This is a genomic window from Pseudomonas sp. PSE1(2024) (assembly GCF_050990555.1).
Classification (GTDB): Bacteria; Pseudomonadota; Gammaproteobacteria; order Pseudomonadales; family Pseudomonadaceae; genus Aquipseudomonas; species Aquipseudomonas aphyarum.
Genome location: NZ_CP158967.1, coordinates 4,802,156 through 4,824,071, shown reverse-complemented (window position 1 = coordinate 4,824,071; position 21,916 = coordinate 4,802,156). Strand labels below are relative to the sequence as shown.

Genomic DNA, 21,916 nt, shown 5'->3' with positions numbered 1-21,916 from the left:
CGGTCTACTGCTCCTGCGCCCGATAAGCCCCCGGCGTCAGCCCCGTCCATTTCTTGAACGCTCGATGAAACGCCGACGGCTCGGAGAACCCGAGCTGTTCGGCGATCTGTTGCAACGACAGATCGGCCCGCCCCAGGTGATAAATCGCGATGTCCCGCCGCAGCTGATCCTTCAATTCCTGAAAACTGGTGCCTTCCTCGCGCAAATGCCGGCGCAGGGTTTGCGGGCTGATGTGCAGGTGCGCGGCCACCGCTTCCAGGTCCGGCCAGCGTGCGCTGTCATGACTAAGCAAACGACGTAGCCGGCTGCTCAGGCTGTTGCCGTCGTCCGGACGGGACAGCAGGTCGGCGGGGGAACGTTCGAGGAAGTGCTTGAGGGTGCGTTCGTCCTGCAACAGCGGCATGTGCAGATAACGGCTGTGAAATACCAGGCTGCTTTGCTTTGCAGAAAATTCCAGCGGACAGGAAAACAGCAGGTCGTATTCCGCCCCGTGCGCCGGTTTCGGGTAGCTGAAGCTGGCCTGTTCCAAGCGAATCCGCTGGCCGATCAGCCAGCTGCCGAGGCGATGCCAGATCACCAGCAGGCTCTCGCTGAGAAAGTGATCCGGGTCCCACAATTGCGCATCGTCGAGGCTCAGGCGCACCCATTCGTCTTCATGGGTCAGGGTCAGGCGCGGGGCTTCGGGGAATAGGCTATAAAACAATAAGCCGCGTTGCAGAGCCTTCTCCAGGCTGCGGCAATGAATGATGGCATGGCACATCATGGCGAAGCTGCCGGGTTTGCTCGGAGCGTTGCCAAAACCCAGGTATTCGTCGTCCAGGGCCAGCCACAGGTTCTGGATCAGTTGGGTGAATTGCTCCGGGGCGATCCGCGCGCGCGGCTCGTCAAGCAGTTCGGGGCTGATGCCCAGTTGCTGCAGCAGGTCCGAATAGTCGTAACCCGAGCGCCGCGCGCCACCGAGGGCGGCGCGGGCAAAGTGACTGGCGATGGTGCGTTCGCGCATGAGCGGCAGATCCTTCCTCTGGCGACCGATGGTAGCGGCTGCCTTTGATCGGTAACAAGGCGGATTTCCGCCAAATTGTAGGACGAGGTCGGGCGAGTTGGCGGAAATCCGCCACACTTGAGTAACCGAACGGTGACACGGAAAAAGCCGTATCCCCTGATATCAAAAGGCTTGCAGCGATTTGCACCAAAGTGGCACGACGTTTGCGATAAGAGCGACAGAAGCGTGCGCCGAGCCGGTCCGGAAAAGCGCCGTTCGACACAACAAATCCCTCCAGTGCAGGAGGGTTCGCAATTCAAGTGTCGCGTACAACAGATGGATGTTGCCACGCGGGACTCTTGAGGAACTTTGCAATGACGACTCGTCAGCCACTGTACAAATCCCTGTATTTCCAGGTGATCGTCGCAATCGCCATCGGCATCCTGCTCGGTCACTTCTACCCTCAGACCGGTGTGGCGCTCAAGCCACTGGGTGACGGGTTCATCAAACTGATCAAAATGGTCATTGCGCCGATCATCTTCTGTACCGTTGTCAGCGGCATCGCCGGCATGCAGAACATGAAATCCGTGGGCAAGACCGGCGGCTACGCGCTGCTGTACTTCGAAATCGTTTCTACCATTGCCCTGCTGATCGGTCTGGTCGTGGTCAACGTTGTGCAGCCGGGCGCCGGCATGCACATCGACGTCACCACCCTGGACGCCTCGAAAATCGCCACCTATGTGACGGCCAGTAAAGACCAGAGCATCGTTGGCTTCCTCCTCAACGTGATCCCGAACACCATCGTCGGCGCGTTTGCCACCGGTGACATTCTGCAAGTGTTGATGTTCTCGGTGATCTTCGGCTATGCACTGCATCGCCTGGGTTCGTACGGTCGTCCGCTGCTGGACCTGATCGATCGTTTCGCCCATGTCATGTTCAACATCATCAACATGATCATGAAACTGGCGCCGCTGGGTGCGCTGGGTGCCATGGCCTTCACCATCGGTGCCTACGGTGTCGGCTCGCTGGTGCAGTTGGGCCAGTTGATGATCTGCTTCTACATCACCTGCATCCTGTTCGTGCTGGTGGTCCTGGGCGGGATCTGCCGGGCCCACGGTTTCAGCGTACTGAAGCTGGTGCGCTACATCCGTGAAGAACTGTTGATCGTACTGGGTACGTCCTCGTCCGAATCGGCGCTGCCACGCATGCTGATCAAGATGGAGCGTCTGGGCGCGAAGAAATCGGTGGTGGGTCTGGTCATCCCGACCGGCTACTCGTTCAACCTCGACGGTACTTCGATCTACCTGACCATGGCGGCCGTGTTCATCGCTCAGGCGACCGACACCCACATGGACATCACCCATCAGATCACCCTGCTGCTGGTGCTGCTGCTGTCCTCCAAAGGCGCAGCCGGTGTGACCGGTTCGGGCTTCATCGTACTGGCGGCCACCCTGTCGGCCGTAGGTCACCTGCCGGTGGCCGGTCTGGCACTGATCCTGGGTATCGACCGCTTCATGTCCGAAGCCCGTGCCCTGACCAACCTGGTCGGCAACGCCGTTGCCACCATCGTTGTGGCCAAGTGGGTCAAGGAGCTGGACACCGATGTGCTGCAATCCGAGCTGGCCTCGGGCGGTCGCGGTATCTCCGACGAGCGTGAAGAAGATGACCTGGGCGTGGCCGAAGGCCCGACCCCGAGCAATGTGAAGTAAGCATCGCTTGAATGGAAAAACCCGCTTCGGCGGGTTTTTTCTTGCCTGCTGTTTGAGCGCAACGGTCAGCGCAACTGATGGATCCGGTAATTGCCCCATCGCCGCTGGCTGCCTAGGCTGCATGCATCGTTGATGGAGATCGCCCATGTCTGCACCGCTGGCCTCACTGAAGATTCTGGATTTCTCGACCCTGCTGCCGGGGCCGTTCGCCTCGCTGCTGCTGGCGGACATGGGCGCCGAAGTGCTGCGCATCGAATCGCCGACCCGTCTCGACCTGTTGCGGGTGTTGCCGCCGCACGATCACGGCGTCTCGGCCAGTCACGCTTATCTCAATCGCAATAAACGCAGTCTGGCGCTGGACCTCAAGCGGCCCGAGGCGCTGGAGCTGGTCAAGCAATTGCTGGCGGATTACGACATCGTGCTGGAACAGTTTCGCCCCGGTGTGATGGAGCGGCTGGGGTTGGGTTACGAGGCGCTGAAGGCGATCAATCCGAAGCTGATTTATGTGTCGATCACCGGTTACGGTCAGACCGGACCGTACAAGGATCGCGCCGGCCACGACATCAACTATCTGGCGCTGGCCGGGCTCTCCAGCTACACCGGGCGCGCCGACAGCGGGCCGTTGCCGCTGGGCATGCAGGTGGCGGATATCGCGGGTGGCTCGTTGCACGGGGTGATCGGCCTGTTGGCGGCGGTGATTTCCCGCCAGCAGACCGGGCAGGGCACCCATCTGGACGTGAGCATGACCGACTGTGCATTCAGCCTGAATGCCATGGCCGGTGCCGGGTATCTGGCCTGTGGCGAGGAGCCGGGCTGGGAAGAGCAGATGCTCAATGGCGGCAGCTTCTACGATTACTACCGCTCCCGCGACGGGCGCTGGATGTCGGTGGGCAGTCTGGAACCGGCCTTTATGCAGCAACTGTGTGCGGCGCTGGGTCGGCCGGAACTGGCGGCGCAGGGCTTGTCACCCAGACCCGAGCAACAGCGGGCGCTCAAGGACGCCTTGAAGGTCGAGTTCGAGAAGCATGATTTTGGCGAATTGTGCGAGCTGTTCGCCGGGATCGATGCCTGTGTCGAACCGGTGTTGAACCTGGGCGAGGCTGTGCGGCATCCGCAATTGCAGGCGCGGGAACTGGTGACGCAAGTGCCGCGTGGGGATGGCTCGGCGCAGGCGCAGATCGCTTGCCCGCTGAAGTTTTCCGAAGCGTTGCCGGCGCCGCGACATGTTGGCGCGGCGCTGGGGCAGCATACGGATCAGGTGTTGGCGGAGTTGGGGTTGAGCCCTGAGCGAATTGCCGAGCTGCGTGCCGCGAAAGTGGTTTTGTAACTCGTTCCCACGCTCTGCGTGGGAATGCCGCCATGGACGCTCCGCGTCCACTGTGACGCAGAGCGTCACGGGATACATTCCCACGCAGAGCGTGGGAACGAGATGGGGACTTACTCGACCCGCATCTCGCCACTGAACACCAATGTGTTGCGGCATCGGCGGCACAGATAGCGCCGCCCCTGCCTGACCAGGCTATGGCGCTGGGCCGAAAACGGAAAATCGCTATCCGCACACGGGCATTTATAGATGTAGCGGGTCACGCTGCGCCGTTTGACTTCATAGGTATGGCAACGGTCCGGCGGCAATTCGTAAACGCCGCGCATGATCAGTTGCCACTCCTCGCCGTGGGGCTGGATGCGGTCGCCGAAGAGTTGATGGGCGATCAGGTGCGCGACTTCGTGGGCCACGGTCTGCTTGAGGAAATGTTCGGTGTTTTCCCGGTACAGCTGCGGATTGAAGCGCAGCAGGTTCTCGTGCAGATGCGCGACCCCGGCTTTTTGCCCGCGCAGCTTGAGGCTCACCACGGGGCGTTTGAAGGGACGTTTGAAAAAGGATTCAGCGAGTTGGAAACAGTCTTCGACGCGGGTATTGAGTTGCTCGGGCATGCTTGATGGATCTCCAGAGGCGTCGAGTATGCCGCAACGCCGGGACGTTGCGAATCGTCGAGCTGCCGAATGGTCGTCGCTCTTTTTCAACCGGCACGAGAAGGCCGCCTCGCGGCGGCCTGTGTTGGCGGATCTTGTTCTTCTCGGCCTTGCGGCTATCTAATTCGTGTAGACGGGCCCCACGCCCAGACCCCAGACAATCACGGTAAACGCCATGATGGCGACCAGCACCACCAGACCCACCGCCAGTACCGAGCTGGAAAACAGGAAACCCTCGTCGGACGGAATGTTCATGAAGGTCGGCAGCCCCACATACAACAGGTACACCGTGTAGCAGATGGCCGCCGTGCCGACGATCATCCCCAGCCACATGTGCGGATAGAGCGCCGCCAGCCCGCCGACGAACAACGGTGTCGCGGTGTAGGTGGCAAATGCCACGCAACGGGCCAGGCTCGGGTTGGCGTCATAAGTGCGGGCCATCCAGTGCACGAAGGCACCCATGACCGCGACCCCGCCGAGCATTGCCAGATAAGACATGATCGTCATCCACAACGCGCTTTCGACGGTGAGCATCACCGGTGCGCGGTTGCCGATCACCCAGCCGACCTGAGTCGTGCCGATAAATGCCGAAACAGCGGGGATCGCCGCCAGAATCAGCGTGTGCGTCAGGTACATGTGGCTGATGCTTTCTTCCTGGTCGCCACGGATTTCCTTCCATTCCTGATCGGGGTGGGTAAAAAGTCCCACTACGTGATGGATCATGCCAGTCACTCCTCTCGTTATTGCCATCGCCCCCCAGCGGAGCGCCTACGGGCCAATGCGGCCGAGCAAATACAGGTCTTCAGATTGTGTGCGACCTTATGTCGCAGTATAGAAAGGTCTTAACCGCACAGGTGATAGGGGCTTAGAGCAAATCGCGCTGTAAAACCTCGGGGTAATCGCGTCGGGGTCTGTGCAGACGGGCGCTGCAAGCGGCGACAACCTGTGGCCACAAGCCAAGTGTTTTTGCGTAAAATGCCCGCCTTTCGTCACACCTCACGGATTTCGCGTCATGGGCACTCTTACGGTCAACCAGAACAAACTGCAAAAGCGCCTGCGCCGCCTGGCCGGCGAAGCCGTCACCGACTTCAACATGATCGAAGACGGCGACAAGGTCATGGTCTGCCTGTCCGGGGGCAAGGACAGCTACACCATGCTCGACGTGCTGATGCACCTGCAGAAGGTTGCACCGATCAAGTTCGAGATCGTCGCCGTGAACATGGACCAGAAGCAACCGGGCTTCCCCGAGCACGTGCTGCCTGCTTACCTGAAAGAGCTTGGCATCGAGTACCACATCGTCGAGAAGGACACCTACTCGGTGGTGAAGGAGCTGATCCCGGAAGGCAAGACCACCTGCTCGCTGTGCTCGCGCCTGCGTCGCGGCACGCTGTACACCTTCGCCGACGAAATCGGCGCGACCAAAATGGCCCTCGGTCATCACCGCGACGACATCGTCGAGACGTTCTTCCTCAACATGTTCTTCAACGGCAGCCTCAAGGCCATGCCGCCGAAGCTGCGCGCCGACGACGGCCGCAACGTGGTGATCCGTCCACTGGCCTACTGCAACGAGAAAGACATCCAGGCCTACTCGGACTTCAAGCAATTCCCGATCATCCCGTGCAACCTCTGCGGTTCCCAGGAAAACCTGCAGCGTCAGGTGGTCAAGGAAATGCTGGTGGACTGGGAGCGCAAGACCCCGGGCCGTACCGAAAGCATCTTCCGCAGCCTGCAGAACGTGATCCCGTCGCAACTGGCTGACCGTAACCTGTTTGACTTCACCAGCCTGAAGATTGATGAGACCGCCGCTTCGCGATTCGTCAACGTCGTAAACCTGTAAACACAATCCAAGTGGGAGCGGGCTTGCTCGCGAAGGCGGCGTACCAGTCGATGCATGAGTCGACTGACACTCAGTCTTCGCGAGCAAGCCCGCTCCCACATTGGTTTTTCGTTTCATTCAAAAGGAGAGGGCATGCGCGACTACAAGTGGCTGCACGAATACTGTCTGAACCGCTTCGGTTCGGCGGCTGAACTGGAAGCCCATCTGCCCGTTCCCAAGACCCCGGCGCAACTGCGCAAGATCAGCGACGACCGTTACCTCTCGACCATGGCCCTGCGGGTGTTCCGTGCCGGGCTCAAGCACAGCCTGGTGGATGCCAAGTGGCCGGCCTTCGAGGAAGTGTTTTTCAAGTTCGACCCGGAAAAGGTCGTGCTGATGAGCGCCGAACACCTTGAGCGGCTGATGCAGGATGCGCGGATCATCCGTCACCTGGGCAAGCTCAAGAGCGTGCCGCGCAATGCGCAGTTCATTCTGGATGTCGAGAAAGAGAAGGGCAGCTTCGGCGCGTTGATTGCCGACTGGCCGGTGACCGATATCGTCGGCCTGTGGACGTACCTGAAAAAGCACGGCCATCAATTGGGCGGGCTGTCGGCGCCTCGGTTTTTGCGGATGGTTGGCAAGGACACGTTTGTGCCGAGCTACGACGTGGTCGCGGCGCTGAACGCACAAAAGATCGTCGACAAGGTGCCGAGCAGTCTGCGGGATCTGGCGACGGTGCAGAACGCGTTCAACCAGTGGCATGAAGAGAGTGGTGGGCGGCCGATGAGCCAGATTTCGATGATGCTGGCGTATACCGTGAATCATTGAGTCCAGGGTGATCGTTCCCACGCTCTGCGTGGGAATGCCGCCCGGGACGCTCTGCGTCCCTGAGACGCGGAGCGTCTCTTTATGCATTCCCACGCGGAGCGTGGGAACGATCTTGGAGTTGGAGCGCAGTCAGGCGACGGAGATTTTGCCTTCGCCCGCCAGTTTGCGATTCAACTGATACCGCCACCGCACATACAACAGCGCCGAGCAGAACACCGCCAGACTGGCGATCATCTCCAGCACGCCAAACAGCTGCCGGCTCGGGTCATACGCGGCCAGTGCGCCCTTGATGAAATACAGATTCACCACAAAGCACATCCATGAATGCCCGCGTGCGCTGCCCATGATCATGCCCGGTGCGAGCACGATCCACGGGATCAGCTCGATCAGCAGAATCACCCACGGCCGCGCGCCGTGCAGGTCGGCGAACACCAGGTAATACGCGGCGAGCAGTCCGGCCAGGCCGAAAAAGCACAGCAGACTGATCACCCGCATGGCCCGCACCCGTGGCTCGAGCCATTCGACGGCGGGCAGGACTTTCGGCTTTCTGGCCATCTCAGTTCCCCAGTTTCTGGGCCGTCTTGGCCAAGCGTGCGCCGAGGGCGCGGCACAGCGCCACTTCGTGTTGATCGAGACCGCTTTTACCGTCGGCCCCGGCGTGATGGCTGGCACCGTACGGCGTGCCGCCGCCCTGGGTTTCCAGCAGCGCCGATTCGCTGTAAGGCAGGCCGGTGATCAGCATGCCGTGGTGCAGCAGCGGCAGCATCATCGACAGCAGGGTGGTTTCCTGACCGCCGTGCAGGCTGGCGGTGGAGGTGAACACCCCGGCCGGTTTGCCGACCAGCGCGCCGGTCAGCCACAGGTTGCTGGTGCCGTCGAGGAAGTACTTGAGCGGCGCGGCCATGTTGCCGAAACGGGTCGGGCTGCCGAGGGCCAGGCCGGCGCAGTTCTTCAGGTCATCCAGCGTGGCGTACAGCGCTCCTTCATCCGGAATGTCCGGCGCCACGGCTTCGCACTCGGTGGAGATCGCCGGCACGGTGCGCAGTCGCGCTTCGAGGCCGGCCTGCTCGACGCCACGGGCGATCTGCCGGGCCATCTCGTTGGTCGAACCGCTGCGGCTGTAATACAGAACCAGAATGTACGGCGTACTCACGGCAACAGCTCCAGGATCTGCTCCGGTGGACGGCCGATGACGGCTTTGTCGCCGGCTTCGAGAATCGGTCGCTCCATCAGCTTCGGATGCGCCGCGATCGCTTCAATCAATTGTTTCTCGGTGAGACTGGCGTCGGCCAGGTTCAGGGTCTTGTACTCGTCTTCGCCGGTGCGCAGCAGTTGCCGTGCACTGATTCCCAGCTTGCCGAGCAAGGCCTTGATCTGCGCGGCGTCCAGCGGGGTTTCGAGGTAGCGCACCACGTTCGGCGTCAGGCCTCGGGCTTCGAGCAGTTCGAGCGCACCGCGGGATTTCGAGCAGCGCGGGTTGTGATAAAGCGTCAGATCGGTCATGGGCGGGTCGCTTCTTGCGTAGAGTGGCGGCTATTCTAACTGTGCAGCGCGCAATCCAGAACCTTGGGAGGCGATGGGTCGCAGGCGCATTCAATTTTTCACAAGGAACACGACATGACACGCGCACTGGCAGCGGCATTGACGATCATCGGGGCGTTGATGCTGGGGGGCTGCGGTAACGACTACGGCATCGACCAGAACGGGCAGAAAGTGGCGTCCGAGCGCCTCGACAAACAATGGGTCGTGCTCAACTACTGGGCCGAATGGTGCGGCCCGTGCCGCACGGAAATCCCGGAACTCAATCACCTGGCCGACGAGCTCAAGGGCAAGAAGATCGGCGTGTTCGGGGTCAACTTCGACAACGTGCAGGGTGAAGCGCTGAAGAGCGCCAGCGAAAAACTGGGCATCAAGTTCACCGTGCTGGCGCAGGATCCGTCGGAATTGTTCGAACTGCCGCGCAGTGAAGCCTTGCCGGTGACTTACATCATCGACAACAAGGGCAAGGTGCGGGAGCAGTTGATGGGTGAGCAGACGGCGGCGGGGGTGATGGCGAAGCTTGAGGCGTTGCAGGCTACCAACTGATTCGCCCTTTATGATCGTTCCCACGCTCTGCGTGGGAACGCCGCCCCGGACGCTCCGCGTCCGCTGTGACGCAGAGCGTCACGGGATGCATTCCCACGCAGAGCGTGGGAACGATCATTCAGTGCAGCAGGATCAGCCTTCTTCCAGCCACCAGCGCAACGGCTTGCCTTCGGCAGGCCAGAAACGCATCTGCTCGATCGGCGAGATGTCCCAGCGCTCCACATGCTCCAGGGCCTGGAGGAAGCGTTGCTCCTGCTCCATCAGCGCCGGTGCGCAGAGTTTGCGGGTCTTGCCGATCTTGCCGAAGCTCAGCTTGTCGCCTTCCAGGGTGTACGGCGCGAACCAGTGGTTGCAGCCGCCATTACCGTACGCCCGGCCATCATCGCCGAGGGTCACGGTCAGGTGGCTGTAGTCCATCAGCGGACGTTCGCCGATCCATTCCAGAATGTAGCTGCGGTTCTGTTGCAGTTGCACAGGCTCCGCGGCGCAACCCATCAGGCCGGCGCCGACAGCGGCGGTCAGGGCCAGGTGTTTCATCACGCCGGCTCCTGGCATTTCGGGCACAGGTGCTTGTCGCCGACGGCTTTCCAGCCCAGTTCCGCGATGCGTGCCGTGGCGGCCGGTTTTTCCGCAGGCTTGCCCAGTTTGGCGTCCACCGCGAATTCGAAGCTCAGCTCCTTGGCGCAGCTGTCGCAGTTGACCTGCCAGGTGTGGATCGCCAGTTCACCGAACACCGGGCCGGTGGTCATGGCAGTCCATTGACCCGGCGGGTTGATCAGGTGGCGGACAGTGTCGACGGTCAGGCGCATGGACAAGTCCTTGCTGCCTTTGAGGGTCACGACCAGCACGTCGCCGATGCGGATCGAGCCACCGTTGCCGGTGACCTGATAACGGCCCGGTACGAGGGCGCGGCATTCGGTGAGGGTGTGTTGCGGGTTCATCAGGGTGTAGCGGAAATCGTGTTCGACCATGGGTCCTCCAAATATGCGCGACATGCTAGCACGGGCTTGATTGCAGAATGATGCGCGCGTGCGACCTTCGATCCGGTTCAAATCGACACCGCAGTCGTGGCAAACTGCCGCCTTCATTTTCAAGGAACGGAACATGGCGTTGATCGAATGTTATGAATGCAAGCGGAGCATCAGCTCCGAAGCCACGGCGTGCATTCATTGCGGGGCTCCGCTGGCAGATGCACAGGCTCCTCACGCCGAAAAGGGCGCGTCGACGATTTCCTTTGGCAGCCTGCCGCGCAACAAGGCCGTGCCCGAGGCCTTCGTTCCGCCGCCGGCCCCCGAGCGGCCGAAGATCATGCCGGCCGCGGCGGGGCGACGCCGTCGTTCGCAGCCTGTCGAACCGGTGTTGAACCCGGACGGTTCGCGCCCGGTGGAAGGCTGGCTGAAGATCATGGCGTTTCTGATGCCGCTGGTGTTTGTCTGGTTCCTGCTGCGCAGCGGCCACTCCCTCAAGCAACGTTTGCTGGGGTTCGGCTGGCTGGCGCTGTTGATCCTGTGCGTGGCGATTACCCCGACGCCGCCCCCGGTCTGAGTCCGATCCCTCAGCCTTCGACCTGGTTCTGCGGCGTACCTGCCGCCCAGGTCGCGATGTTGTGCAAGGTGGTCGCGGCAATCGCGCCCAGCGCCTCATGGGTCAGGAATGCCTGATGCGCGGTGACGATCACATTCGGGAACGTCAGCAGCCGCGCCAGCACGTCGTCCTGTAGCGGCAGGTCGGAACGGTCCTCGAAAAACAGCTGCGCTTCCTCTTCATACACATCCAGTCCCAGATAACCGAGCTGGCCGTCCTTCAGGGCGTCGATCAGCGCCGGCGTGTCCACCAGACCGCCGCGCCCGGTGTTGATCAGCATCGCCCCCGGTTGCATGTGCGCCAGCGAATCGCGGTTGATCAGGTGTCTGCTCTGTTCGTTGAGCGGACAGTGCAGACTGATGATCCGCGCTTGCGCCAGCAGGTCCGGCAGGCTCAGGTAACGGGCGCCCAAGGCTTCGACGGCAGGGTTCGGATAAGGGTCGTAAGCCAGCAGTTCACAGCCGAAACCGTGCATGATCTTCGCAAAGGTCGCGCCGATCTGTCCGGTGCCGACGATGCCGACGGTTTTGCCCACCAGATCGAAACCGGTAAGCCCGTGCAGGCTGAAATCGCCTTCGCGGGTGCGGTTGTAGGCGCGATGCAAGCGCCGGTTGAGGGCGAGGATCAACGCCACCGCATGCTCGGCTACCGCATGGGGCGAGTAGGCCGGTACGCGCACGACGGCCAACCCCAGACGTTTGGCGACGGCCAGATCCACATGGTTGTAGCCGGCCGAACGCAAGGCGATCAGGCGTGTGCCGCCGGCCGCCAGACGTTCGAGCACCGGGGCGCTCAGGTCATCGTTGATGAACGCGCAGACCACCTCGTGATGTTCGGCCAGCGCTGCGGTATCGAGGCTGAGCCGGGCTGACTGGAAGTGCAGTTCGATCCCGGCCGGGCAGTCGGCGGCGAGGAAACTGTCGCGGTCGTAGGTCTGGCTGCTGAAAACGATCGTGCGCATGAAATCCTCCTGGAGCATCGACGCGGGCGCAAATCACCCGCGACAACTTTAGCTGCGTCGGCGTTGACCGGCATTGCCGTGGATCAGGCGCTGATCTTGGCCTGGGCCGCCAGACGATTGATCGCCCGCTCCAGCTCGTCCAGCGCGGTCGAGGCCTTGGGATCCTGCTGCTTGAGCAGGGTTTCGCTGCGCTGGCAGGCGGCGCGCAATTGCGGCACACCGCAATAGCGAGTTGCACCATGCAGACGATGCACCCGTTCGAGCAGGCTGTTCTGATCCTGATTGTCGCGGGCGGTGCGGATGGCTTCGCGGTCGGCCTCGAGCGAGGCCAGCAGCATCGCCAGCATGTCCGCCGCCAGATCCGCCTTGCCGGCAGCCAGGCGCAGACCTTCCTCGTGATCGAGTATCGGCAGTTCCTGATTGCCCAGCAGACTTTCGCCGCCACGGTCCGGCGCCTGATTGCGCAACGCCAGCCCAGTCCACTTCAGCACCACCTGCGCCAGTTGCCGCTCGCTGATCGGCTTGGTCAGGTAGTCGTCCATGCCGCTTTGCAGCAGCGCGCGTTTTTCATTGGCCATGGCGTGGGCGGTGAGGGCGACGATCGGCAACGGCGTGCAGTGCCGCTCGCTTTCCCACTGGCGAATCGTTTCGGTGCTTTGGCGTCCGTCCATGCCGGGCATCTGCACGTCCATCAGCACCAGATCGAAGGTTTCGTTCTGTACCGCTTTGACCGCCGCGTAACCGCTTTCCACGGCCAGCACCTTGGCGCCCATGTCTTCGAGCAGCGTCTGCACCAGCAACAGGTTGGCCGGATTGTCATCGACGCACAGCACTTTCGGCGCGCGGCTCGACAACGGTTCGCCCGGTTCGCTGCGCGGCTGGCGCGGGTTGACCATGTCCGACAAGGCCCGGCGCAGTTTGCGGGTGCAGGCCGGTTTCGATTGCAGCTGACTGTGAGGGTTGGGCACCGACAGGTGATACAGCGTCAGCTCGGTGGTCGGGCACAACACCAGCACCCGGCAACCGAGGTGTTCAAGGTCCCAGATGTGCTGGTTGAGGCGTTCCGGCGGCATGTCGTTGCTGGTGATACCGAGCACGGCCAGATCGATGGCCTGTTCGGTCTGATGGGCGCCGGTAACGCCATTGGTCAGGCTTTCCAGGGTATTGAACGGCGTGACGTCGAGGCCGCAGTCTTCCAGTTGATGCTGCAGGGCCTGACGCGCCAGTTCGTGGTTTTCCAGCACCGCCACCCGGCGCCCGAGCAACGGCGCGGAAGGCAGGTCTTCGGCGTCGTCGCGGGTCTTGGGCAGGTTCAGGCTGATCCAGAATTCCGAGCCTTCCCCCGGCGTGCTGTCGACGCCGATCTCGCCGCCCATCTGCTCGATCAGACGCTTGGAAATCACCAGCCCCAGACCGGTGCCGCCGGGTTGGCGCGACAGCGAGTTGTCGGCCTGGCTGAACGCCTGGAACAACGCGCGCACGTCCTGGTTCGACAAACCGATGCCGGTGTCCTGAATGCTGATGCGCAACTGCACGCTGTCGTCGTTTTCTTCTTCGAGCATGGCGCGGGCGACGATGGTGCCTTCGCGGGTGAACTTGATCGCGTTGCTCACCAGGTTGGTCAGGATCTGCTTGAGCCGCAGCGGATCGCCGACCAGCGACAACGGCGTGTCGCGGTACACCAGACTCACCAGTTCCAGCTGCTTGGCGTGGGCAGCGGGGGCGAGGATGGTCAGGGTGTCCTGCAACAGGTCGCGCAGGTTGAACGGGATATGGTCGAGCACCAGTTTGCCGGCCTCGATCTTCGAGAAATCGAGGATCTCGTTGATGATTCCCAGCAGGCTGTCGGCGGATTTTTCGATGGTGCCCAGGTAGTCGAGCTGGCGCGGGGTCAGCTCGCTTTTCTGCAACAGATGGGTGAAACCGAGAATGCCGTTGAGCGGCGTGCGGATTTCATGGCTCATGTTGGCGAGGAATTCGGATTTGATCCGGCTCGCTTCCAGCGCTTCCTTGCGGGCCAGGTCCAGCTCGATGTTCTGGATCTCGATGGTTTCCAGGTTCTGGCGCACGTCTTCGGTGGCCTGATCGACGCTGTGCTGCAATTCTTCGCGGGCGTTTTGCAGGGTGCCGGCCATGCGGTTGATGCCGGACGCAAGTTCATCCAGTTCCTGACTGCCCAGCGGTGGCAGACGGGTTTCCAGGTGACCGTCCTTGAGCTGCGCGACGGCCTGTTTGATCTGGCTCAGCGGGCGGTTGATTGTGCGGCCCATGCGCAAGGCCAGCAACGCGGCGCCGGCCAGTCCCGCGCCGATCAGCAGCAGGCTGGCGAACAGGCTTCGATAGCCGCGCAACAACATGCCGTTGTGCGACAGCTCCAGTTCGACCCAGCCGAGCAGGCGGTCGGACTCTTGCGGGATCAGCTCGCCGGCAAGGTTGCGGTGTTTGCCGAAGACCGGCAGCAGATAGCGCGTGGCATCGTTGCCGCTGCGTCGCAGCAAGTGCGCGCTGTCGCCGCTCGGCGCCTGATTGAGCATGGTCGGGCCGGCGTGGGCGAGGGGAGTGCGGTCGGGCGCGAGGAAGGTGACGGCGCGCACGTCCGGTTGTTCGAGGGACTGGGTGGCGATGCGCTCAAGCAGTTCGGCATCGCCGTGGCCCATGGCCGGTGCCACCAGCGGAGCCAGTTGCTCGGCGATCATTTCGCCGCGCTGCATCAGTTGGGTTTGCAGGTCGGACTGCTGCGTCCAGGTGAAATACCCGCCCAGCACCAGTGCCATCAGGCTGGTCGGCAACAGGGTCAGCAACAATACGCGACCTTTGATTCCCAGTTTCTTGAGCACGCCTTTCTCCTGCATCCCGCTGATCGTTGACTCACACGTGCGTCCGGCACGCGGTATCGGCGCAGTGTAGCGATTTGCTTGCGGGCAATCTTGGGAAAAATGATGTCGTCGTCCTTCGCTTGGGGAGCGGTCATCTGTCCGACAGGTCAAGCTTGGGTTGCCGGGCGCCGGGCAATCTTGAATAATCGCCCAACTGAGAATTATTTGCAGATAGTCATGACTCCTGTCTCTATTGGCCAGCCCCGCATTCTTTCCATCGAAGACGATCCCGTCCTCGGTGCCTATGTCCATGAGCAACTGGGCCGCAGCGGCTTCCAGGTCACCTGGTGCCAGAACGGCAGTGAAGGCCTGAGCATCGCCCGGCGCCAGCCGTTCGACGTGGTGTTGATGGACATTCTGTTGCCGGGGCTCGACGGATTGAATCTCCTGACCCAACTGCGTCAGAGCCATTCCACGCCGGTGTTGCTGATGTCAGCCCTCGGTGCCGAAGCCGACCGCATCAGCGGGTTCCGCCTCGGCGCCGACGACTACCTGCCCAAACCCTTCAGCATGGCCGAGCTGCATGTGCGGATCGAAGCGATCCTGCGCCGGGTCGCCCTCGACCGTCGTCCGGCTGCCGTCACCCCGGTAGTGCCGGTCGGCGGGCTGCGTTTCGACGACGAGCAGTGCGACGTGTTCTACCTCGACCAGCCCGCCGGCCTGACTCGCAGCGAATACCGTCTGCTGGAAACCCTCAATCGCAACGACGAGGAAGTGCTGAGCAAGGCCTTCCTTTATCAGCACGTTCTTCAGCGCGGTTATGCGGCCCATGACCGCAGCCTCGACATGCACATCAGCCAGATCCGTCGCAAACTCAAGTCGGTCGGCTACACCGAGCGGGAAGTGCGCACGGTGTGGGGCAAGGGTTACGTCCTGAGTGCCGTCGATGAAAGTGTCTGACCTGCCGGGCCGGCACTCGCTGTTCTGGAAACTCGCTTGTCTGCTGGTGGCGTTCTGTCTGCTGATGATCTGGCTGAGCTGGTCCTGGGGCCGTTACATGGAACAGCGCAACCAGTTCCTCTCCGACGACGCCCGTCGCACCCTGAGCCGTTATGCCGCCGAGGCCGAGCGCGCCTGGCAGCAGGGCGAGCGTGACGGCATCGATAGCTGGTTGCAGAGCATGGAGTTGCGCGAGGCCGGCTGGGTCGGCGTGATCGGCGGCAATCTGCAGTCGCTGGGCAGCCAGCCGTTGAATGCTCAGGAGCTTCAGCACCTGACCTTCCTGCGAGGCCTCGACTGGCCGATTCACAAAAAGGGCCGGCCGTGGTTGCGCGTACCGTTCCCCATTGACCCGACGGCCGGCAGTCTGGTCATCGAGTTGCCTGAGCGATTCCTGCCAGGCAAATACCGGGTGTTCTGGCGGGTCATCACCAACGGTGTGATTCCCGGTCTGTTCACCTTGCTGCTGTGCGTCGGCCTGTATCGCCTGCTGGTGGTGCCGCTGAACAATCTGCGCGAGCAGGCCAATGCCTGGCGCGCCGATCAATTGAATGTGCGGTTGTCGAGCGGCATCACCCAGCGCCCCGATGAACTCGGTGAACTGGCCCGTGCCTTCGACTCGATGTCCGAACGCCTGCAATCCACTGTGGCCCTGCAACAGCAACTGCTGCGCGACCTGTCCCACGAACTGCGCACGCCTCTGAGCCGGTTGCGGGTCGCCAGCGAAAGCGAGCAGCAACTGCAACCGTTGCGCGAGCGCATCGGTCGCGAAGTCGACGTGATGCAGCGATTGGTGGAAGACACCCTGCAACTGGCCTGGCTCGACACCGAACGCGCACCGTTGCCGGACGAAGCGATCCAGGTTCAGGCGCTGTGGGAAATGCTCACCGAAAACGCCTGCTACGAAAGCTGTTGTCCGGTCGGGCAGTTGCAGTGCGGGGTGGAAGCTTCCTGCTGGGTACGCGGCAATCTCAACACCCTGGCCCAGGCCCTGGAAAACATCCTGCGCAACGCCATTCGCCATTCGCCACCCGGCGGCATCGTGCGGCTCGACGGTCGGCGAGATGGCGATTACTGGCACCTGTGGCTGGAGGACGAGGGCGGCGGCGTGGCCGAGGCGGATCTGGAACGGATCTTCTCGCCCTTCATCCGCCTCGACGGCTCGCGGCCGGGGGACGGTGGATTTGGTCTGGGACTGAGCATCGCGAGGAACGCGGTGCAACGCCAGGGCGGAACCCTGTGGGCCGAGAACGGACCGTCGGGATTGCGACTGAATCTGCGGTTGGTGGCGGATGACAGTGCTGCCAGTCCCGACGTCTTCGCTGGCAAGCCAGCTCCCACCGTGGACATGAGCCGCCCGCAGATTGTGTGAGCGGCACAGGAAAGTGTCAGCACTGCTGACACTCTTTTAAAAAAGTCTCACCACTGGTGAGACTTTTACTGCTTATTCCAAGAAACCATAAGCACCACACTTTGCGTGATATGGCCTGCGCAGGTTTGCCGGTATGATAGGCGCCCCCGCAGTCCGGATTGCGAAAAACGCCATGACCTTGCAGTACCCAACCATCGCCGATTGCGTCGGCAACACGCCGCTGGTGCGTTTGCAGCGCCTGCCCGGTGTCACCAGCAACACCCTTTTGCTCAAGCTCGAAGGGAACAACCCGGCGGGTTCGGTCAAGGATCGTCCGGCGCTGTCGATGATCACCCGTGCCGAGTTGCGCGGGCAGATCCACGAAGGCGATACGCTGATCGAAGCGACCTCGGGCAACACCGGGATCGCCCTGGCGATGGCCGCCGCGATCAAGGGTTACAAGATGATCCTGATCATGCCGGACAATTCCAGCGCCGAGCGTAAAGCGGCGATGACCGCGTACGGCGCGGAGCTGATTCTGGTCAGTCAGGAAGAGGGCATGGAAGGCGCTCGTGATCTCGCCCAGCGGATGGAAGCCGAAGGCCGTGGCAAGGTGCTGGATCAGTTCGCCAACGGCGACAATCCTGAAGCGCACTACACCACCACCGGCCCGGAAATCTGGCGTCAGACCCAGGGCTCCATCACCCATTTCGTCAGCTCCATGGGCACCACCGGCACCATCATGGGCGTGTCGCGCTACCTCAAGGAGCAGAACGACAACGTGCAGATCGTCGGCCTGCAACCGATGGAAGGCTCGGCCATTCCCGGCATTCGCCGTTGGCCGCAGGAATACCTGCCGAAGATCTATCAGGCCGAGCGCGTCGACCGCATCGTCGACATGGCGCAAAGCGAAGCCGAAGACGTCACCCGGCGTCTGGCCCGCGAAGAAGGCATCTTTTGTGGCGTGTCCTCGGGCGGTGCAGTGGCAGCGATGCTGCGCCTGTCCAAAGAGGTTGAAAACGCGGTGATCGTCGCGATCATCTGCGACCGTGGCGACCGTTACCTGTCGACCGGCATTTTCGACGCGCCCAACTGATGGCCAAGCACGAGAGAGGCCTGCGCTTCCAGCCCACCGGCGGCAGCAAGGCCCCGCAAATCCCGACCGGCAAAAAGCAGCGCTTGAGCATCGAGCGCCTGGCCAATGACGGTCGTGGCATCGCGTTTTTTGAAGGCAAAACCTGGTTCGTCCTCGGCGCCCTCGCCGGTGAAGAGGTCGAGGCGCGGGTGCTCGGCGCCCACGGCAAAGTGGTCGAGGCGCGCACCGAGCGCGTATTTACCGCCAGTGAATTGCGCCGTCCAGCACCTTGCCAGCACGCCGGCCGCTGCGGCGGTTGCAGCGTTCAGCATCTGCCCCACAACGAACAGCTTGCCCTGAAACAGCGCATGCTCGCCGAGCAGTTGTCGCGAGTCGCCGGTGCCGAACCCGAGGCGTGGGCGGCGCCGTTGACCGGTCCCGAATTCGGCTACCGTCGCCGCGCCCGGATCGCCGTGCGCTGGGACAGCAAAGCCAAAAAGCTTGAGGTCGGTTTCCGTGCCGCCGGCAGCCAGGACATCGTCGCGATCAGCGAATGCCCGGTGCTGGTACAGCCCTTGCAGCCGATCATGACCCGCTTGCCGGAGATGCTTCGTCGCTTGAGCAAACCTCAGGCGCTGGGGCATGTCGAATTGTTCAGTGGCTCGTCACTTGCCGTTCTGCTGCGTCACATGGCGCCGCTGTCCGAAGCTGATCTGACGATCCTCAAGGATTTCTGCGCGTTCCATGAAGCGCAACTCTGGCTGCATGGCGAAGGCGAACCGCAGCCGGTGGATGATGCACAGTCGCTCGGTTACCGCCTGGAACAATGGGATCTGCAACTGGCCTACCGGCCGGGGGATTTCATTCAGGTCAACGCCGGGGTCAACGAGGCCATGGTCGCGCAAGCGCTGGACTGGTTGAAACCGACGAGCGATGAACGCGTGCTCGACCTGTTTTGCGGTCTGGGCAACTTCGCACTGCCGCTGGCGAAAGCTGCGCGTGAAGTGGTGGCGGTCGAAGGTGTGCAGACCATGGTCGATCGCGCGGCGGCGAATGCCGCTAGCAACAATTTGCATAACACAAAGTTTTTTCAGGCCGATTTATCCCAGCCTTTGACCGATGCTCAGTGGATCGGAAACGGCTTTTCTGCGGTACTCTTGGACCCACCGCGCGACGGTGCTTTCGAGGTGGTGCGCAAGCTGGCGACCCTGGGCGCCAAACGGTTGGTGTACGTGTCGTGCAACCCTGCAACTCTGGCGCGCGACACGGTCGAATTGATCAAGCAGGGCTACCGGTTAAAACGTGCCGGGATTCTCGATATGTTTCCTCAGACGGCACATGTCGAGGCCATGGCGTTATTTGAAGCGAGCCAGGATGGCTCGTCTGATCCGACTGGTCGTCCGTAGCGCTCGCATTGGCCCCGCGAGCGCGAACGGGCATTGAAGGTCAGTGATTTGACGCATTGAATCTGCGTCGTAGGGAAGGTAAAGCAAGATGGTACAGGTGAGAGCACACCAGCCGATCAACACTGACGGCAGTATCAATCTCGAGGCTTGGCTCGATCATGCGGTCAGTGTCGATCTGGCACTGGATCGCGAAGCCTTGAAAGAGGCCTGCGAGTACGCTCGCCAGGCCGAGCAACAATCCAATGCGGCGAAGAATCTCTGGTCCGAAGGCAGCGGCAGTTTCAGCACGGGCCTTGAGATCGCCGAGATCCTCGCCGACCTCAAGCTCGATCAGGATTCGCTGGTGGCTGCGGTTCTCTATCGCGGCGTGCGCGAAGGCCAGATCGAACTCGCGGCGGTCAGCCAGCGCTTCGGCCCGGTGGTCGCCAAGCTGATCGACGGCGTGCTGCGCATGGCGGCGATCAGTGCCAGCCTCAGCCCTCGCCAGTCGATGGTCCTCGGCACCCAGGGCCAGGTGGAAAACCTGCGCAAGATGCTGGTGGCGATGGTCGACGACGTGCGTGTCGCGCTGATCAAACTCGCCGAACGCACCTGCGCGATCCGCGCGGTGAAAACCGCCGACGACGAAAAACGTAACCGGGTCGCCCGGGAAGTGTTCGACATCTATGCGCCGCTCGCGCATCGACTCGGCATCGGTCATATCAAATGGGAACTGGAGGACTTGTCCTTCCGTTACCTGGAACCCGATCAGTACAAACAGATCGCCAAGCTGCTGCACGAGCGGCGGCTGGATCGCGAGCGTTTCATCGCCGACGTGATGACCCAGCTCAAGGACGAATTGCAGGCCACCGGCGTCGAAGCCGACATCAGCGGCCGGGCCAAACACATCTATTCGATCTGGCGCAAAATGCAGCGCAAGGGTCTGGAATTCAGCCAGATCTATGACGTGCGTGCGGTGCGCGTGCTGGTGCCGGAAATGCGCGACTGCTACACCGCGCTCGGCATCGTCCACACCCTGTGGCGGCACATCCCGAAAGAGTTCGACGACTACATCGCCAACCCGAAAGAGAACGGCTACCGCTCGCTGCACACGGCGGTGATCGGTCCGGAAGGCAAGGTGCTGGAAGTCCAGATCCGTACCCATTCGATGCACGAAGAGGCCGAGCTCGGCGTCTGCGCGCACTGGCGCTACAAGGGCACCGACGTCAAGTCCGGCTCGAACCACTACGAAGAGAAAATCTCCTGGCTGCGTCAGGTCCTCGAGTGGCACGAAGAGCTGGGCGACATCGGTGGTCTCGCCGAACAGCTGCGAGTCGATATCGAGCCGGACCGGGTCTACATCTTCACCCCGGACGGTCACGCCATCGACTTGCCGAAAGGCGCGACGCCGCTGGACTTCGCCTACCGCGTGCACACCGAAATCGGTCACAACTGCCGTGGCGCGAAGATCAACGGGCGCATCGTCCCGCTCAACTACAGCCTGCAGACCGGCGAGCAGGTCGAGATCATCACCAGCAAGCACGGCACCCCGAGCCGCGACTGGCTGAACCCGAACCTGGGCTACGTCACCACGTCCCGGGCGCGGGCGAAGATCGTGCACTGGTTCAAGTTGCAGGCGCGCGACCAGAACGTCGCGGCGGGCAAGACCCTGCTCGAACGCGAACTCAATCGCCTCGGTCTGCCGGCGGTGGATTTCGACAAGCTGGCCGACAAGGCCAACATGAAAACCGCCGAAGACATGTTCGCCGCCCTCGGGGCTGGCGACCTGCGTCTGGCGCAACTGGTCAACCTGGCGCAACAGCTGGTCGAGCCGGAACGCGGCAACGAACAGCTGGAACTGATTCCGCGCAAGGCCACCGGCTACAAACCGGGCAAGCGCGGCGACATTCAGATCCAGGGTGTCGGCAACCTGATGACCCAGATGGCCGGCTGCTGCCAGCCGTTGCCGGGCGATGCGATCGTCGGCTACATCACCCAGGGCCGTGGCGTGAGCATTCACCGTCAGGACTGCGCCTCGGTGCTGCAACTGGCCGGGCGCGAGCCGGAGCGGATCATCCAGGTCAGCTGGGGCCCGGTGCCGGTGCTCACCTATCCGGTGGACATCGTCATCCGCGCCTACGACCGTTCCGGTCTGCTGCGTGACGTTTCGCAGGTGCTGCTCAACGAGCGGATCAACGTGCTGGCGGTCAACACCCGCTCGAACAAGGAGGACAACACTGCGCTGATGTCCCTGACCATCGAGATTCCGGGTCTGGACGCGCTGGGGCGGTTGCTGGGGCGGATTTCCCAGTTGCCGAACATCATCGAAACGCGGCGTAACCGGACTCCATGAA

Annotated in this window: 21 protein-coding genes; 11 read left to right on the top strand and 10 right to left on the bottom strand. The window is 62.2% G+C overall.

The features are described from left to right. Nucleotides 1-4 precede the first annotated feature (4 nt). Nucleotides 5-1,003: an AraC family transcriptional regulator gene (locus ABTV87_RS21885; protein WP_221533759.1), complete on the bottom strand. Its 999-nt coding sequence runs from the start codon at nucleotides 1,001-1,003 to the stop codon at nucleotides 5-7. Between the two features lie 353 nt (nucleotides 1,004-1,356). Here ABTV87_RS21885 and ABTV87_RS21880 point away from each other — a divergent pair, with 353 nt between their 5' ends. Then, complete coding sequence (locus ABTV87_RS21880; protein WP_085607405.1) at nucleotides 1,357-2,691, top strand: dicarboxylate/amino acid:cation symporter; 1,335 nt, start codon at nucleotides 1,357-1,359, stop codon at nucleotides 2,689-2,691. Nucleotides 2,692-2,836: 145 nt separating this feature from the next. Beyond that, nucleotides 2,837-4,018 (top strand): CaiB/BaiF CoA transferase family protein, encoded by a 1,182-nt coding sequence (locus tag ABTV87_RS21875; RefSeq protein ID WP_221533760.1) that lies wholly within the window; start codon nucleotides 2,837-2,839, stop codon nucleotides 4,016-4,018. 110 nt (nucleotides 4,019-4,128) lie between these two features. Here the strand turns inward: ABTV87_RS21875 and ABTV87_RS21870 are convergent, their stop codons facing one another. Both ABTV87_RS21870 and ABTV87_RS21865 read right to left on the bottom strand, forming a co-directional pair. Continuing rightward, nucleotides 4,129-4,623 (bottom strand): SprT family zinc-dependent metalloprotease, encoded by a 495-nt coding sequence (locus ABTV87_RS21870; protein WP_007957760.1) that lies wholly within the window; start codon nucleotides 4,621-4,623, stop codon nucleotides 4,129-4,131. A gap of 159 nt (nucleotides 4,624-4,782) precedes the next feature. After that, nucleotides 4,783-5,385 carry a Yip1 family protein gene (locus ABTV87_RS21865; RefSeq protein ID WP_007957761.1) on the bottom strand — a complete coding sequence of 201 codons (603 nt, stop codon included), beginning with the start codon at nucleotides 5,383-5,385 and terminating at the stop codon, nucleotides 4,783-4,785. Between the two features lie 289 nt (nucleotides 5,386-5,674). On the opposite strand from ABTV87_RS21865, the gene ttcA reads away from it, so the two are divergent. Together ttcA and ABTV87_RS21855 are read left to right on the top strand one after the other, a co-directional pair. After that, nucleotides 5,675-6,499, top strand: coding sequence for a tRNA 2-thiocytidine(32) synthetase TtcA (ttcA, locus tag ABTV87_RS21860; RefSeq protein WP_064598661.1), 825 nt, complete (start codon nucleotides 5,675-5,677; stop codon nucleotides 6,497-6,499). A 132-nt stretch (nucleotides 6,500-6,631) separates the two neighbouring features. After that, nucleotides 6,632-7,306, top strand: a complete 675-nt coding sequence (locus tag ABTV87_RS21855; RefSeq protein ID WP_007957763.1) for a DNA-3-methyladenine glycosylase I — start codon at nucleotides 6,632-6,634, stop codon at nucleotides 7,304-7,306. A gap of 129 nt (nucleotides 7,307-7,435) precedes the next feature. Here ABTV87_RS21855 and ABTV87_RS21850 read toward each other — a convergent pair whose 3' ends face one another. The 3 genes from ABTV87_RS21850 to arsC are packed head-to-tail and all read right to left on the bottom strand — an operon-like array spanning nucleotide 7,436 to nucleotide 8,809. Then, a complete protein-coding gene (locus ABTV87_RS21850; protein ID WP_085607397.1) occupies nucleotides 7,436-7,861 on the bottom strand; it encodes a DUF2069 domain-containing protein in 426 nt (141 codons plus the stop codon). A gap of 1 nt (nucleotide 7,862) precedes the next feature. Continuing rightward, nucleotides 7,863-8,459, bottom strand: coding sequence for an NAD(P)H:quinone oxidoreductase (wrbA, locus tag ABTV87_RS21845; RefSeq protein WP_085607395.1), 597 nt, complete (start codon nucleotides 8,457-8,459; stop codon nucleotides 7,863-7,865). Continuing rightward, nucleotides 8,456-8,809 carry an arsenate reductase (glutaredoxin) gene (gene arsC, locus ABTV87_RS21840; RefSeq protein ID WP_011335489.1) on the bottom strand — a complete coding sequence of 118 codons (354 nt, stop codon included), beginning with the start codon at nucleotides 8,807-8,809 and terminating at the stop codon, nucleotides 8,456-8,458. Before arsC ends, wrbA begins: the two co-directional genes overlap by 4 nt. A gap of 114 nt (nucleotides 8,810-8,923) precedes the next feature. Between arsC and ABTV87_RS21835 the strand changes: the two genes are divergently transcribed. Continuing rightward, a complete protein-coding gene (locus ABTV87_RS21835; RefSeq protein WP_433898346.1) occupies nucleotides 8,924-9,391 on the top strand; it encodes a TlpA disulfide reductase family protein in 468 nt (155 codons plus the stop codon). Between the two features lie 132 nt (nucleotides 9,392-9,523). Here ABTV87_RS21835 and ABTV87_RS21830 read toward each other — a convergent pair whose 3' ends face one another. Beyond that, nucleotides 9,524-9,928, bottom strand: a complete 405-nt coding sequence (locus ABTV87_RS21830; protein ID WP_007957769.1) for an META domain-containing protein — start codon at nucleotides 9,926-9,928, stop codon at nucleotides 9,524-9,526. Then, nucleotides 9,928-10,362: a hypothetical protein gene (locus ABTV87_RS21825; protein WP_007957770.1), complete on the bottom strand. Its 435-nt coding sequence runs from the start codon at nucleotides 10,360-10,362 to the stop codon at nucleotides 9,928-9,930. The genes ABTV87_RS21830 and ABTV87_RS21825 overlap by 1 nt, the downstream gene beginning before the upstream one ends. A 133-nt stretch (nucleotides 10,363-10,495) precedes the next feature. Here ABTV87_RS21825 and ABTV87_RS21820 point away from each other — a divergent pair, with 133 nt between their 5' ends. Next, nucleotides 10,496-10,936, top strand: a complete 441-nt coding sequence (locus tag ABTV87_RS21820) for a hypothetical protein (protein ID WP_085607393.1) — start codon at nucleotides 10,496-10,498, stop codon at nucleotides 10,934-10,936. Between the two features lie 10 nt (nucleotides 10,937-10,946). On the opposite strand, the gene ABTV87_RS21815 is transcribed toward ABTV87_RS21820, so the two are convergent. After that, nucleotides 10,947-11,936 carry a 2-hydroxyacid dehydrogenase gene (locus ABTV87_RS21815; protein WP_085607391.1) on the bottom strand — a complete coding sequence of 330 codons (990 nt, stop codon included), beginning with the start codon at nucleotides 11,934-11,936 and terminating at the stop codon, nucleotides 10,947-10,949. An 83-nt stretch (nucleotides 11,937-12,019) separates the two neighbouring features. Next, the gene (locus ABTV87_RS21810) at nucleotides 12,020-14,773 is read right to left on the bottom strand and encodes a response regulator (RefSeq protein ID WP_007957774.1); all 2,754 of its coding nucleotides are present in this window, start codon (nucleotides 14,771-14,773) and stop codon (nucleotides 12,020-12,022) included. 216 nt (nucleotides 14,774-14,989) lie between these two features. Between ABTV87_RS21810 and ABTV87_RS21805 the strand changes: the two genes are divergently transcribed. From ABTV87_RS21805 to relA, 5 genes are all read left to right on the top strand, one after another. Next, nucleotides 14,990-15,712 carry a response regulator transcription factor gene (locus ABTV87_RS21805; protein WP_433898345.1) on the top strand — a complete coding sequence of 241 codons (723 nt, stop codon included), beginning with the start codon at nucleotides 14,990-14,992 and terminating at the stop codon, nucleotides 15,710-15,712. Further along, complete coding sequence (locus ABTV87_RS21800; RefSeq protein WP_221533763.1) at nucleotides 15,699-17,123, top strand: sensor histidine kinase; 1,425 nt, start codon at nucleotides 15,699-15,701, stop codon at nucleotides 17,121-17,123. Before ABTV87_RS21805 ends, ABTV87_RS21800 begins: the two co-directional genes overlap by 14 nt. A 172-nt stretch (nucleotides 17,124-17,295) precedes the next feature. Beyond that, a complete protein-coding gene (gene cysM / locus ABTV87_RS21795; protein WP_045121847.1) occupies nucleotides 17,296-18,198 on the top strand; it encodes a cysteine synthase CysM in 903 nt (300 codons plus the stop codon). Then, complete coding sequence (gene rlmD / locus ABTV87_RS21790) at nucleotides 18,198-19,583, top strand: 23S rRNA (uracil(1939)-C(5))-methyltransferase RlmD (RefSeq protein WP_221533764.1); 1,386 nt, start codon at nucleotides 18,198-18,200, stop codon at nucleotides 19,581-19,583. The genes cysM and rlmD overlap by 1 nt, the downstream gene beginning before the upstream one ends. An 88-nt stretch (nucleotides 19,584-19,671) precedes the next feature. Continuing rightward, nucleotides 19,672-21,915 carry a GTP diphosphokinase gene (relA, locus tag ABTV87_RS21785; protein ID WP_007957789.1) on the top strand — a complete coding sequence of 748 codons (2,244 nt, stop codon included), beginning with the start codon at nucleotides 19,672-19,674 and terminating at the stop codon, nucleotides 21,913-21,915. Nucleotide 21,916: the final 1 nt, after the last annotated feature.